General features: G+C 33.6%; 10 protein-coding genes. All 10 read right to left on the reverse strand.

The features are described from left to right. Positions 1–30: 30 nt before the first annotated feature. The 10 genes from QZ286_RS02370 to hslV all read right to left on the reverse strand — a co-directional run bounded on the left by QZ286_RS02370 (position 31) and on the right by hslV (position 15,481). Positions 31–3,081: an SMC family ATPase gene (locus tag QZ286_RS02370; protein ID WP_291255377.1), complete on the reverse strand. Its 3,051-nt coding sequence runs from the start codon at positions 3,079–3,081 to the stop codon at positions 31–33. Position 3,082: 1 nt separating this feature from the next. Further along, positions 3,083–4,273 carry an exonuclease subunit SbcD gene (locus QZ286_RS02375; protein ID WP_291255378.1) on the reverse strand — a complete coding sequence of 397 codons (1,191 nt, stop codon included), beginning with the start codon at positions 4,271–4,273 and terminating at the stop codon, positions 3,083–3,085. A gap of 171 nt (positions 4,274–4,444) precedes the next feature. Beyond that, positions 4,445–8,026 carry a pyruvate:ferredoxin (flavodoxin) oxidoreductase gene (gene nifJ / locus QZ286_RS02380; protein ID WP_291255379.1) on the reverse strand — a complete coding sequence of 1,194 codons (3,582 nt, stop codon included), beginning with the start codon at positions 8,024–8,026 and terminating at the stop codon, positions 4,445–4,447. A 167-nt stretch (positions 8,027–8,193) separates the two neighbouring features. After that, complete coding sequence (locus QZ286_RS02385) at positions 8,194–9,396, reverse strand: acetate/propionate family kinase (RefSeq protein WP_291255380.1); 1,203 nt, start codon at positions 9,394–9,396, stop codon at positions 8,194–8,196. 25 nt (positions 9,397–9,421) lie between these two features. Next, complete coding sequence (pta, locus tag QZ286_RS02390; RefSeq protein ID WP_291255381.1) at positions 9,422–10,420, reverse strand: phosphate acetyltransferase; 999 nt, start codon at positions 10,418–10,420, stop codon at positions 9,422–9,424. A 144-nt stretch (positions 10,421–10,564) separates the two neighbouring features. Then, positions 10,565–11,788, reverse strand: coding sequence for a signal recognition particle-docking protein FtsY (ftsY, locus tag QZ286_RS02395; protein ID WP_291255382.1), 1,224 nt, complete (start codon positions 11,786–11,788; stop codon positions 10,565–10,567). A gap of 127 nt (positions 11,789–11,915) precedes the next feature. After that, positions 11,916–13,307: an FAD-binding protein gene (locus tag QZ286_RS02400; RefSeq protein ID WP_291255383.1), complete on the reverse strand. Its 1,392-nt coding sequence runs from the start codon at positions 13,305–13,307 to the stop codon at positions 11,916–11,918. A 22-nt stretch (positions 13,308–13,329) separates the two neighbouring features. Beyond that, the gene (locus tag QZ286_RS02405) at positions 13,330–13,815 is read right to left on the reverse strand and encodes a hypothetical protein (protein WP_291255384.1); all 486 of its coding nucleotides are present in this window, start codon (positions 13,813–13,815) and stop codon (positions 13,330–13,332) included. A gap of 2 nt (positions 13,816–13,817) precedes the next feature. Then, entirely contained in the window at positions 13,818–14,933 is a 1,116-nt protein-coding gene (gene yqeH / locus QZ286_RS02410) for a ribosome biogenesis GTPase YqeH (protein WP_291255385.1), read from the reverse strand. 17 nt (positions 14,934–14,950) lie between these two features. Further along, complete coding sequence (gene hslV, locus QZ286_RS02415; protein ID WP_291255386.1) at positions 14,951–15,481, reverse strand: ATP-dependent protease subunit HslV; 531 nt, start codon at positions 15,479–15,481, stop codon at positions 14,951–14,953. Positions 15,482–15,489: the final 8 nt, after the last annotated feature.

Consider the following 15,489-nt stretch of genomic DNA (forward strand, 5'->3'; position numbering starts at 1 on the left):
TATATTCATTTCCAATTGTCAAGAGTTTATTTATATTATTTTTACTCTTGTTCCTCTCTCACCAAAAATTGCCTTCTCAACCTGTAGTTTCTTATCAATTCTAACTTTCAAATCCTCTAAGTGAGTGATTATTCCAATATTTATATTTTCCTCTCTTCTAATACTCTCAATAGCCTCCATAACCTTGTCTAGAAGATTGCTATCCAAGCTTCCAAATCCTTCATCTAAGAAGAAAAACTCCAATGGCACCTTCCCTTTTAATTGTAACTGCTTAGAAAGAGCTAAAGCTAAACATAGTGATACTATGAAGATCTCTCCACCAGATAGAGTTCCAACCCTTCTCTTTACTCCCTCATTGAATACATCTATTACATAGAAGTCACACTCATCATCTGTATATAACTTATATCTACCATTTGTAATTTTATTCACATAATAAGAGGCATTCTCCATAACTCCTCTTAATTTTCTAGTTGTTAAGTAGTTTACAAAACCACCACTACTAAATTTACTTAATAAATCCTCTGCAATAGCCAACTCTTTTCTAAGTTCTTTCAACTCTTTTCCCTTCTCTTTTGAAAGAGCCAATTGTTTTTTCATCTCATCTATATCCATATTTAATCTCTGTAGATCCTCAATTAGCTGAACTATCTCCTCTTTTATTCCCTCTTTAACTATTTGTATCTCTTCCCATTTTTCTATAGAAAACTCTTTTCCAGCTATATTTTCCTCTGATTTTTTCAATAGAATAGTAACTTTTTGATATCTATCTTCATAACTATTGATATCCTGTGTATATGAAGTCTCTTCAATCTCATTGATACAGTTATCCTCTATCTCCTCAATTGTTATAAAATTATATTTACTCATCAATTCATCTATCTGTTTTTTTAATTTCTCAATCACTACATCTAAACTCTTAACTTCTACCTCATATCTATTAATTCCCATTCTATTCTCATCTATTGATTTTTTACTCTCCTGTAGCTCACTCTCTCCTCTTTGGATAGAAGCTCTCAATCTCTTCATCTCTAAATCATAAGCTTCAATCTTTTTATAATTCTCTCTTAAAATCTCTCTTCTAGAATTTAAACTCTCTATATCTTGATTTAGAAACTCCTCACCATACTTTTCTATCTCAGAGTTTAATCTATCTATCTCTCCTTCTAATTCTAAATATGCTCTCTCTTGCTTCTCATTTTTTTCCACCAATCTTTCTAGTTCTAGCTCTATATTTTTAACACTCTCTGATAACCCTTTTACCAGATACTCTAACTCTTTTTTAGCTGAACTTAATCTCTCTAGCCTTTTCTCCTCTTCCTCTAAACTCTTTTGAAATCTATCTCTGTCTGTCATCAACTCTTTTAAAATATCTTCATCTATCAATCTATCCTCATAATATACTTTTAATCTCTCAATATTTCTCTCTAAGCTCTCTATCTCTCCATTTTTTTTACCAATAGTTACAGTGTTGTTGACTTTTTTATTCTCTAAATTTTTTAGTTCTTTTTTTATGATTTCAATATCTTCACTCTCTTTATGCTCTAACTTCATATGATGTATAGATCCACAAACAGGACAAGGCTCTCCCTCTTTCAGATCTTTGGCTAGTTCATATGCAAGATTCTCTCTTTTTTTACTCTCTAACTCCTCAACTGCTCTTTCTAGCTCTATTTTCTCCTGATGTAAACTCTCTAACTCCTCTTTTAACTTACCTATTCTTACTAAATTTAACTCTCTCTCCTGTTTTTTCTCTTGATAACTTTCAAAAACTCTTTGATACCCTTCGATTTTTACCCTATATTCGTCTATACTCTCTCTATCTATCTCTGGAAAAGCAAGTAACTCTCTACTTTTTGTCTCTAGCTCCTCTCTCTTAGCTTGAAGTTCAATATTTTTCTTATCTCTAATCTCTTTTAACTCCTCAACTTCAATTGCTATTCTCTTTAAATACCCCTCTTTAGATTTTACTATCTCTTTATTTTTTAGTACCTCATTTATTTTTTCTTCTTCATCTCTGCTATAATCAACTTTTTCTCTCTTATCTTGAATCTCAATATTCTTCTCTCTCTCTTTTTCAATCTCTTTGTTCAAATTGTCAATATTTGAGAGTAGAGCCTCCTCTTTCAATTTCAGTTGAGTTAAACTTTTAATTACTCTTTTCTTCTCTTCTTCCTTTTCTTCAAATTCAACAATAACCTTTTTTACCTCATTAGCATTTCTACCACAAAGTAATTTGGCTTTTTTGTACTCTATATCATCTCTTTCACCATCTAGTTGCTCTTTCTCTTTAGAGTAAAAGCTAAACTCTTCAAAATCTTTTTTCAAAGAGTTTAATTCAACAAACCTCTTTTCAATCTCCTTCTCTTCTTCAACCTTTCTCTCTTTTATAGATAATCTCTCATCTCTTAGAGTTTCCAACTCTTGAATCTTTTCAATGCTTACCTCTAAAAAGCTCTCCATCTCTTGAGATAACTCTTTATCCTTAGCTTTTAATCCCTTTACCCTCTCTCTTATTCTATCTTGTAATCTCTGTCCATATCTTTCCATAGCAAAGATTTTCTCAAGCATTATTCTCTTATCTTTTCCTTTAAGTTTGACAAACTCACTAAATTTTCCTTGAGGTAAAACAACAGTTCTCAAAAAATCACCTATTGATAAACCAAACTCCTCCTCTATCTGACTTTTGATCTTAGTTGATGAGTCAGCTATTATCTCTCCATTCTTTATTAATAATTGTTCTTTTGTTTTTAACTCATCTTGACCCTTACTCTTTCCTAGAGCATACTTTCTCTTTATCTCATAAGTATCCTCTCCCAAAGCAAATTTAAAATATATCTCAAGCTTTTTAGATGAGGTATTCAAAAAATTCTTTAGACCATTTTTTTCATTAGCAAGTTCCGAAGCTCTAGGAATATCTCCATAGATAGCCAATATCATAGCATCTAAAATAGTAGATTTTCCACTACCTGTCTCTCCAAATATTCCAAACAGTCCATTTTCACATAGCTTTTCAAAATCTATAACTTGTTTCTCCTTATAGCTTTGTAATCCCTCTATCTCTAATAAAATTGGTCTCATTCTACTCCTCCCCACCTAACAATTCCATAAATAGATCTATTGTCTCTTCACTTGGCTCTATTCCATCAAATTTTTTGTAATACTCTATGAAACTATCTTTAATATTGATTTCACCATTTTCAAAATAATTTACCTCTTGGTTCTCTTCACTATTTTGGTATGCAATAGTTAGTTCAACTATATTTTTATTTTTTTTAATCTCCCTAATCTCTGCTCCAGATAAGTACCTATCAGTTTCAACTTTTAAATATACCCATTCTTCTACCTTCATAAGCTCTTTAGATAGGTTTATAGCCTCTTCTACACCTATCACCTCATATCTCTTTATAGGTTTATAATTTTCTAGCTCTATCTCCCTTATATCTGTTTGTAGCTCCCCTTTTAATTCTGCTATTATCACTTTTTTCTTATATCTATTCTCTGTAACTCTATACTCTATCGGTGATCCTGAATAACAAGCTCTCTTCTTACTATATTTTACTGGCTTGTGTATATGTCCAAGTGCTATGTAATCAACATCAGGTAGATCATTTAAGTCTACTCCCTTACTTCCACCTAATTCGACTCCTCTCTCATCTCCATCACCAATACTTCCCATAATGAATAGATGAGCCATTACAACTTTTGGAATATTCTCCAATTGAGAAACTCCATATTTCAATACCCTTCCTATCTTTTTAGTATAAGGTAAATCCTCATCACTCTCTTCAAATAAATTTCTATACTCATCATTTAATATAGCTTCACTCATATATGGTAACGAATAAATATATACTCTCTCTCCACCTATATTTAATAACGCCCCTCCTTGAGTGGCTCTCTCTATCTCAAACTCTCCATATTTTCCTAACTCTTTCTCTTCAAAAGGTTTTTCATATATTATTATTCCAAACTCTTTAGCTAAATTCTTTGAGGCTACCAATCTCTCTGCACTATCGTGGTTACCTGGAATTATAACTATGGCTCTCTTACCAAAATTTGATATTTTTTTCATTGCATCAAAAAATAGTTTCTCTGCCTCTGAACTTGGTGCTGGTGTATCAAATATATCCCCAGCTATTAATATTAACTGTGGATTCTCTTCATTTACTATTTTTTCAAGTGTATCTACAAATTTTTTCTGTTCCTCTATTCTTTTTGATCCTTCCAATCTCTTTCCTAAATGCCAATCTGAAGTGTGTAATATCTTCATTTCACTCCCCCTTAATTTGTAATTTACTCAACCCTATCATAACATATATATCAATTTCTTTCAAATAACAAAACTTCATCTAAAATAATAGTTTATTTATATAAAAAGGACTGGTACCTAAGTACCAGTCCTCTGTAATGATTTATTATCTAACAGTATAACAGTTTACTATTATTTTTTCTCAGATGAGAAGTCCATAGCAGCAAGTCTGTTGTATTGTCTCCATCTTCTTTGAGCTTCTGCTTTGTTTCTTTCATATAGATCTTTAGCTTCTGTTGGGTTAGCTTTAGAAAGAGTAGCATATCTTACTTCTCCTAATAAGTACTCTTCGTATTTATCCCAGTTAGGCTCTTTACAATCTATTTGAAGAGGGTTTTTACCTTCTGCTTCTAATGCAGGGTTGTATCTGAATATTGGCCAGTATCCACATTCAGTTGCCATCTTCATTTCGTTTTGAACTTTAGCCATTCCTTTTTTCAATCCGTGGTTGATACATGGAGAGTAAGCAATGATTAAAGATGGTCCATTGTAAGCTTCAGCTTCTTTTAATGCTTTTAAGTATTGTTGTTGGTTTGCACCCATAGATACTTGTGCAACATAGATGTGTCCATAAGACATAGCTATTGCAGCAAGGTCTTTCTTCTTAACTGATTTTCCTGCAGCTGCGAATTTTGCAATTGCTCCTGTAGGAGTTGATTTAGAAGCTTGTCCTCCAGTATTTGAGTAAACCTCTGTATCTAGTACAACAATGTTTATATCTTCTTTAGAAGCTAATACGTGGTCAACTCCACCATAACCGATGTCATATGCCCATCCGTCTCCTCCGAAGATCCATTGAGATTTTTTAGCTAAGTATTGTTTTAAGCTTAAGATTTCTTTACATACTTCACAGTCTTTTCCTTCTAAAGCAGCGATTATCTTATCAGATACTTCTCTTGATTTAGCAGCAAATGATCTGTTTTCTATCCATTCTTTGAATAACTCAGCAACCTCTGCTGGAGCTTTATCCATATTTTCTTCCATTATGTTTTGAAGTCTATCTCTCATAGTTTCTACAGCAACGTGCATTCCCATTCCGAACTCAGCGTTGTCTTCGAATAGAGAAGATCCCCATGATGGTCCATGTCCATCTTTGTTAGTTGTATATGGAGTTGAAGGAGCTGATCCACTGTATATTGATGAACATCCAGTAGCGTTAGCTATCATCATTCTTTCTCCGAATAATTGAGTTATTGCTTTTAAGTATGGAGTTTCTCCACATCCAGGACATGCTCCGTGGAATTCGAATAATGGTTGAGAGAATTGAGATCCTTTTACAGTATCTTTAGACATTAAGTCGCTTCTGTACTCAACTTTGTTGAATAAGTAATCAGCTTTCTTATCCTCTTGTTTCTCTAATGATTGACCAATAGATACCATTACTAATGCTTTCTCTTTAGCTGGACATACGTTAGCACAAGATCCACATCCTGTACAGTCTAAAGTAGAAACTTGCATTCTATATTGTAATCCATCTAATCCTTTTCCAACTGGTTTAATTGTTGTTAACTCAACTGGAGAAGCTGCTTTTTCCTCTTCTGTCATTAAGAATGGTCTTATTACAGCGTGTGGACATACATAAGAACATTGGTTACATTGAATACAGTTTTCAGCTTTCCACTCAGGTACGTGTACAGCTATTCCTCTCTTTTCAAATGCAGTAGTTCCGTTTTCGAAAGTACCATCTTCATATCCGTTGAATGCAGAAACTGGTAAGTCGTATCCTTTTATTGCGTTTATAGGTTTAGCAATTCTTTCTACGAATAACTCAGTTTTTGATTTCTCGTGGCATCCACAAGATCCTCCACAACAATCTTCTTCAACTGCTTTTAATTCTTCAACTGGTAATTCAGCCCAAGCTGGATCAACAGTTACTTCGATTAATCCTTCTGCTCCTTTATCGATTGCGTTATAGTTCATTTGTACTATATCGTCACCTTTTTTAGCATAAGATTTTTTAGCATAATCTTTCATATATTGTTGAGCTTCATCAAATGGAATAATGTCAGCTAATTTAAAGAAAGCAGCTTGCATTATTGTATTTGTTCTTTGTCCTAATCCAATCTCTTCAGCTAATTTAGTTGCATTGATTATGAATAATCTAGCTCCGTTTTTAGCTAAGTCTCTTTTTACTTTGTTAGGTATTTGTTTTACAGCTTCTTCAGCATCCCAGATACAGTTGATTAATAATGATCCACCTTTTCTGATTCCTGAAGTCATATCATATTGATGTAAGTAAGCTGGTACTGAACATGCTACGAAATGTGGGTTAGAAATTAAGTAGCTTGCTTTTATAGGAGATTTTCCAAATCTTAAGTGAGATCTAGTAACTCCTCCTGATTTTTTAGAGTCATATGCGAAGTATCCTTGAGCATATAAATCAGTTTTATCTCCGATTATTTTGATAGAGTTTTTGTTAGCTCCAACTGTTCCGTCAGCTCCTAATCCGAAGAATAGACACTCTTTTACATCGTCACCAGTTACAGTTACAGGTGCTCCTACTTCTAGTGAAGTAAATGTAACGTCATCTACTATTCCTACAGTAAATCTATCTTTTGGTTGGTCTAATTTTAAGTTATCAAATACAGCTATAACTTGAGCTGGAGTAGTATCTTTAGAAGATAATCCGTATCTTCCTCCGATTATTACTGGAGCATTTTCTTTTCCGTAGAATAGAGATTGAATGTCTAGTAATAATGGCTCAGCTTGTGATCCAGGCTCTTTAGTTCTGTCTAAAACTGCAATTTTCTTAACTGTTGATGGGAATACATCAAAGAAGTATTTAGCAGAGAATGGTCTGTATAGGTGTACAGATAAAATCCCTACTTTTTCTCCTTTAGCATTTAAGTAATCTATTGTCTCTTCTGATATAGGACAGATTGATCCCATAGCAACGATTATTCTCTCAGCATCTGGTGCTCCATAGTAGTTGAAAGGTTTGTAATCTCTTCCAGTTACTTTAGAGATCTCAGCCATGTAGTGTGCTACTACATCTGGTACTGCATCATAGAATTTGTTTTGTGCTTCTCTTGTTTGGAAGTAAACGTCATCGTTTTCTGCAGTTCCTCTAGTTACTGGGTGCTCAGGGTTAAGAGCTCTTTCTCTGAAAGCTTGAACTGCTTCCATATCGATTAAGTTCTTGAATACTTCGTAATCCATTACTTCTACTTTTTGAATTTCGTGTGAAGTTCTGAATCCATCAAAGAAGTGCATGAATGGAACTCTAGTTTTGATAGCTGCTAAGTGAGCTACTCCTGCAAGGTCCATAACTTCTTGAACTGAGTTAGTTGCTAACATTGCAAAACCAGTTTGTCTAGCTGCATATATATCTTGGTGGTCTCCAAAGATAGATAGAGCTTGAGCTGATAATGCTCTAGCTGAAACGTGAATTACTCCTGGTAATAACTCTCCAGCTATTTTATACATGTTAGGCACTTTTAATAATAATCCTTGTGAAGCTGTATAAGTAGTAGTTAAAGCTCCTGCTTGTAAAGAACCGTGTACAGTTCCTGCTGCTCCAGCCTCTGATTGCATTTCTACAACTTTTACTGGTACTCCAAATATATTTTTCATTCCTTTTGAAGCCCATTCATCTGTGTACTCTGCCATTGGTGATGATGGAGTGATAGGATAAATTCCAGCTACTTCAGTAAACGCATATGAAGCGTATGCTGCAGCTTGGTTTCCATCCATTGTCTGCATTTTTTTAACCATTACAATTTCCTCCTATAATTCTTTTATGAAAGTATTTTTATAATTTACTTCTATACTATTATTTTAAATCATATTTAAAATTTGTCAACAATTATTTAAATTTTTTTGATTTTATTCTCTTATATAACCATTTTTATTTTTTATATATGATTTTCTTACATATTTTATTATTTTCCAGTAACGATTCTATAAGTATCTCTAGCAATTACTAACTCTTCGTTTGTAGGTATTTTGTAGATTAATACTCTTGAATCATCTGTAGATAATTTTACATTTCCTTTTTGTCTTACTGAGTTTACTTCTTTATTGATTTTTGCTCCTAAGAACTCTAATCCTTCAATTACTCTCTCTCTTATTCCTGCTGCGTTCTCTCCGATTCCACCAGCAAAACAGATAGCGTCTACTCCACCCATAGCAGCTGCATAAGCTCCTACATATGATTTGATTTTGTAGATGAACATCTCTTCAGCTAATTTTGCTCTCTCGTCTCCAGCAGCTACTCCATCTTCCATATCTCTACAGTCTGATGATTTTCCGAAAATTCCTAAGATTCCAGATTCTTTGTTTAATCTGTTATCCATTTCTTTATCAGTTAATCCTCTTTTGTTTTTAACAAATAATACTGCAGCTGGGTCGATATCTCCACATCTAGTTCCCATCATTAATCCTTGTAATGGAGTTAATCCCATTGATGTATCTACTGATTTTCCATCTAATACAGCAGAAACAGAAGCTCCATTTCCTAAGTGACAAACTATTATTTTTGAATGCTCAGGATTTCCCATTATCTCTCTCATTGTTTCAGATACGAATAAGTGAGATGTTCCGTGGAATCCATATTTTCTTACTTTTAATTCTGTGTAATCAGCATATGGTAAAGCATACATAAATGCTTTTGCTGGCATAGATTGGTGGAAAGCTGTATCGAAAACTCCTACGTTAGGTTTTCCAGGCATTAATGCCATACAAGTTCTTACTCCCATTAAGTTAGCTGGGTTGTGTAGTGGAGCTAATTCGTTGTTAGCTTCTACTGCAGCCATTACCTCTTCAGTTAATAATACTGAACTTGCAAAAGTTTCTCCTCCGTGAACTACTCTGTGTCCTATTGCTTCAACTTCTTCTACAGATGCAATTACTCCGTGCTCTTTATCAGTTATTGCTCCAATAACTAATTCTAAAGCTTCTTTGTGAGTTGGCATTGGTTTTTCGATTTTTACTTCATAGTCTTTAGCTGGTACTTCATATTCCATTCTAGAACCATCTATTCCTATTCTTTCACATAATCCTTTTGCAAAAACCTCTCTTGTTTCTGGATTCATTAATTGGTATTTTAATGATGAACTTCCACAGTTAATTACTAAAACTTTCATTCTATTATATCTCCTCTTAAAATTATTATTCTGCTGCTTGTACTGCTGTGATTGCTACTAAGTTAACGATATCATCTACTGAACATCCTCTTGATAAGTCGTTAATAGGTGCTGCAAGTCCTTGAATTAATGGACCATATGCATTTGCTCCAGCTAGTCTTTGAACTAATTTATATCCAATATTTCCTGCTGCTAGGTTAGGGAATATTAAGATGTTAGCATCTCCTGCTACTTTTGACTCAGGACATTTTTTCATTGCTACTGACTTAACTAATGCAGCGTCAGCTTGAACTTCAGCTGTGTAAGGAAACTCAACTTTTCTCTCAGCTAAGATTTTTCCTGCTTCGATAACTACATCTATATCTGGGTGGCTTGCTGATCCTTTAGTTGAGAATGTTAATAAAGCAACTTTTCCTTGCATTCCAACAACTTTATCAGCTGTTATAACTGATGCTTCAGCTATATCTGCTAATTGCTCTGATGTAGGAACTGGTATTACTGAACAGTCTCCGAATAATAAAACGTCTCCGTAAGTATCTTGTCTTTCAGTTAATTCCATTACGAAAACTGATGATACAGTTTTTATTCCTTTTCTTGTTCCGATTACTTGTAATCCTGCTCTTAGTACATCTGCAGTTGGAGAGTCTGATCCAGATACCATAGCATCTGCATCTCCCATTTTAACCATCATAGCTCCATAGAAGTTAGGATCGTTTAATAAGATCTCTCTAGCTTGATCTACAGTCATTCCTTTTTTAGCTCTTAATTCTGCTAATTTCTCTGCATAAGTTTCTAGTTTTGGAGGATTTTTTGCTTCGATTATCTCTACTCCTCTTAAGCTGATTCCTAAGTCGTTAGCAACTCTTTCCATATCGTCTCTGTGTCCTAAAACAACTGGTCTAGCTACTCCTAGCTCAACTATTTTAGCTGCTGCTGTTACAACTCTTTCATCTGTTCCTTCTGGTAATACAACTGATTTTTGTACTTCTCTTGCCTTTTCTCTGATTTTTACTAAAAAACTCAAAATACTCACTTCCTTAATTTTTTATCTTAAATATAATTTATATACAAATAAACACATCATTTTATGATGTTAAGTATATACTAACAAATTTTAAGTATAAATACAAATACTTTTTTTAAAGATATACAATATATATACTATTTCTTAATCAAATATAGCTTGTATATATTCTTTAGCTTCAAATTTTCTTAAATCTTCTATCTTTTCTCCAACACCAATAAATTTAATTGGTTTCTTTAACTCCTCTGAAATACTAAATACTATTCCTCCTTTAGCAGTTCCATCAAGTTTAGTTATAATGAACCCTGTCAGTTCAGTCACTTCATTAAAAACTTTTGCTTGATTAAGAGCATTCTGTCCTGTAGTTCCATCTATAACTAATATAGACTCATACTTTTGATCTCCCAATTTTTTCTTAATTATGTGATGAATCTTCTCTAACTCTTTCATTAGGTTATTTTTGTTATGAAGTCTTCCAGCAGTATCTATAATAGCTATATCAGCTCCTCTTGATTGGGCAGCTGCTAAAGTATCAAACACTACTGCTCCTGGATCTGATCCTTGAGTACTCTTTACTATCTCAGCTCCAGATCTGTTAGCCCACTCCTCTAATTGCTCTATTGCAGCAGCTCTGAAGGTATCTCCTGCTCCTAATATAACCTTTTTACCCTCTTTAACATACTTTGAAGCTAGCTTTCCTATGGTAGTTGTTTTTCCAACTCCATTTACTCCTACAACTAAAATCACATTTAGCTTTCCATCTTCAATATGTATCTCATTATCCTCTTTTATTAGGAATCCTTCCATTACCTCTCTAAGTACGGGATAAACCTCTTTAGGATCCTTTACCCCTCTTCTTTTTACCTCTTTTTCAAGCTCTTTTACTATCTTTAGAGTCATATCCATACCGATATCTGACTGTACTAAAATATCCTCTAACTCCTCATACATCTCATCATCTATTACGCTTCTTCCTAAAATAAATGATTTTAATGTACCAAACAGTCCCTCTCTAGACTTGAATAGTTTATCTTTTAATGAAGCAAAGAAGCCTTTTTTCTCCTCTTTAACCTCTTCTATCTCAACTTTTTCTACTTCCTTTTTTGGTTCTTCTACTTGTTCATCTATTTTGTTATCTATATCACCATCTGTTTGCTCTATATTTACATCTTCTTTTTTCTCTTCAATGTTTTCTTCTTCTATCTTTGGAGTATCATTTTCAGCTTCTACTGATGATTGTATCTCCTCTTTTTCCTCTTCGCTCTCTTGACTTTTCTCTAGTAACTCATCTATTTCAACTTCTGCTACTTTCAAGCTCTCCTGCTCATCATCTTTTTTTCTTTTAAATAGTTTACTAAAAAAACCCATTCTTCTCCTCCTAGTAATCTCTTTCACTTCATTTTACCATAAAATATTATTTTTTTCAATTCAAAGCTATAAAAAATGGTGCCTTTTTCTCCAAAAAATGAAAGACAATGCACCATTTTTAACTCAATTATTTACTTATTATATCTCTTACTGCAAGCATTCCCATAACTGCTGCTATATTTAGTCCACTTCCATAACCAGAACTATCTCCTACTGCATATAGCCCTTTTAATGAAGTTTCCATATGTTCATTGATAATTAATCTTGTACTTCTAAATTTAATCTCAGGGAAGTATAATAATAGGTCTCCTGAAGCAAATCCTGGAGTTATCTTATCTAAAACTTCAATAAACTCCATTATATTATCTAGTAATCTCTGTGGACAAGCTAGAGCTATATCTCCAGCTACATAGTCCTCTGTAGTAGGAACTATATTCAATCTCTCTAATCTCTCATTTGTAGATCTTCTTCCCTCTTTCAAGTCAGCATAAGATTGAACTAATAGTTTACCTCCAGTTAGCATAGATGACATCTTTGCTATAGCTGTAGCATATTCAAAAGGTTGATTAAATGGTTCAGTAAACTTCTTTGTACACAATAGTGCTAAGTTAGTATTAGTTGATTTTCTATCCTTATAAGCATGACCATTAGCTAATATGAAATCATCATACTTTTCTGCAGCTATAAATCCACTTGGATTACTACAGAATGTTCTCATCTTATCTCTATAGTTTCTTGAGTAGTAGATCATCTTAGCTTCATAGAAATTTTCATTTATATCCTTCATTATAATATCAGGAATTTCAGCTCTTACTCCAATATCAATTGCACCATTCTCATATTTGATTCCGTGCTTTTGACAAAGTTCCATCATCTTTTTAGCACCACTTCTTCCCATTCCTGCAACTACATTATCTGAATAGTATCTCTCCTCTTCTCCTTTATGAGATACCACTACACCCTTCACTCTATCATCTTCAACTATTAGGCTATCCACTTCTCTTTCAGTAACAAACTCTACACCCTTTTCTATTAAATAATCTATCAATTGTGTATAAAGTTTTCTAGATCCATCTGTTCCTAAGTGCATAGTAGGTGTATCTACTAATTGTATTCTATTTTCAATACAACCTTTTTTTATCTGCTCCATAGTTTGGTTATATTTTAACCCTGTAGGCTCCTCATTAAATCCAAACTTTCTATATACTTTAACTACATCATTGATAGTGTCATTAACAAGTTTTTTTCCAGTAATTACATGTACATCTCCACCTACTCTATAATCCATATTGAATTTTGAATCAGAGAAAGCTCCTGCTCCACTCACTCCATAGATTATTGCACAAGTTGGACAACTCACACATTTCCCTAATTTTTCCTTTGGACAAACTCTCTGCTTTAGCATTTTTCCCTTATCTAATATTAAAATGCTTAGCTCTGGATTTTTCTCAATAGCTTCATAAGCTCCAAAAACTCCAGCTTGTCCTCCACCTAGAAAAATAATATCATACTTTTTCATAAAAAATCTCTCTCCTGTTCTTTTAATAGTTATTCCAATCTATTCCTTGAGAATATATATTTATTGGTAAGTTTGCATGTATCTCGCCTGTTTTTCCAGTATAGTCATAATTCCAACCACCATAGTTCTCATCTTGTTTAAAACTGTTTGTATTATAAATGGCATTGCTCTCCACTATATCTTCAACAGCTGGAGTTTTAGGTAGTGTATCATGACCATAAATTTTGGCAAATGATATAAGATTACCATTCTCATCTCTATAATCCAGTATCCTCAAATTATCCTTAGCTCCCTCTAATGTCAAATTTGGGTACTCTCTTGTCAACTGATAATACTCTTCAAGAGCCACTCTCAATCCCTTTAGCTCCTCCAAAACTTTTTCAGCTTTTTTAGCTTCAGTTAGATCCTTAACATTATAGCTTCCTAAGATTATTACTAAGGCTGTTCCCAATATTGAAAATACTGTTGTTATTACTGTCCCACTCACTTCGTGCTTGAATATCTTCATAATTATCTTTTAGGCTTGATAAAGGCATCTCTTATTACAATTCCAGCCTCTTTTGGAGCTGTTACCTCTATCTCTAGTGGTCCTCTCTTAACTGAAATCCAACCTAGTCCTTTGAATACAAGCTCTTCTCCTGTTTTTACAACAATTTTTTGTTTTTTCTTTTCTAATTTTCTATACTCATCTCTACAGTGATCACAAGGTGGAGATAATAGATCTCCTCTATCACTCTTTAGTAACTCCTCTAATTTTTCAGAATTAGTCTCATGGAAAGTTACCTCTTTAGCTGCATATAGTGAAAATATTGGTTTAGTCTCTTCATCATTTAGAACTTTAAACCAAACTAGCTCCCCTATAACTAAGGCTCTATCTTTTGACATTTTAAATGTCTTTCTTGAGATCTCATTAGCAGGTATCATCTTTAAGTTACAGTTTTCACATACTAAATCTGATATTCTTCCCTCTGGAATCAATCCTGGTGTATCTATCAATGTTATCTTTGTATGAGGTATTTGATTTCTTACACTCTTCAAAGTAGTCCCTGGGTATTTAGAAACAGTTACCTTTTTCAATCCCAACAATCTATTTACTATACTTGATTTTCCTACGTTTGTTACTCCTAAAACTAAAGCTTCTACTCCATCTGGATAGAAGTGTTTTATCTTTTTAAATATTCCGTTAATTCCATATCCATTCTTACTACTTACAATGGCGATATCTAAAGGAGAAATTCCCTCTTCAGCAAGTCTTACCTTTACCCAGTTAGCCACTTCAGAAGGGTGTTTTTCATCAGGTATAAGATCCAATTTATTGATTACAACTATTGAATCCATCTCTCTTAATACATCTAATATCTCATCATCAAAAGATCCTTCAAAATCAATGATATCAAAAACAGCTATTGCCACTTGAGCATTTCCCATCTCATCTTGAACAACTCTTCTATAATCATCTCTTGTCAATTTTACTGGCATATACTTACCATAGTTTTTTATCTTGAAACATCTCTGACAATAATGGTCTCCAGCCTCTTCTAACTTAGCTGCCGGAAGATATCCATTCTTCTCTGGGTAATCACTTTGCAGTTCTATTCCACAACCGATACAAATTTTCTTACTCATATTATCTTCTCCTCATTTTAAATTACGTCATATGTAATATTTGAATTAGTATAAATACACATCTCACCTGCTATTGCCATAGCTTCTATTGCCACCTCTTCAGCTGAGATATCCTTTCCATAAAGAAGTATTCCTTTAGCTGCTGCATAAGCATAGTTTCCTCCACTTCCTATAGCTGCTACATCTCCATCAGGCTCTATTACATCACCATTTCCAGAGAGAACCAATATACTCTCCTTATCTGCCACTATCAACATAGCATCTAAAGTTCTTAAAGCCTTGTCACTTCTCCACTCCTTAGCTAGTTCTACAGCTGATTTTTTTAGATTTCCTGAAAACTCCTCTAATTTACTTTCAAATTTATCCATCAATGCAAAAGCATCTGCTGCTGCTCCAGCAAATCCAGCCATTACATTATATTTCTCTATTCTTCTTATTTTTTTAGCATTTCCTTTAAATACTACCTCTCCAAAAGTTACCTGCCCATCTCCTGCCATTGCAACTTTCCCATCTTTTTTTACTGCAATTATAGTAGTAGCTCTTATCATATCTGCTC

This window comes from Fusobacterium sp., assembly GCF_019012925.1.
GTDB lineage: Bacteria > Fusobacteriota > Fusobacteriia > Fusobacteriales > Fusobacteriaceae > Fusobacterium_A.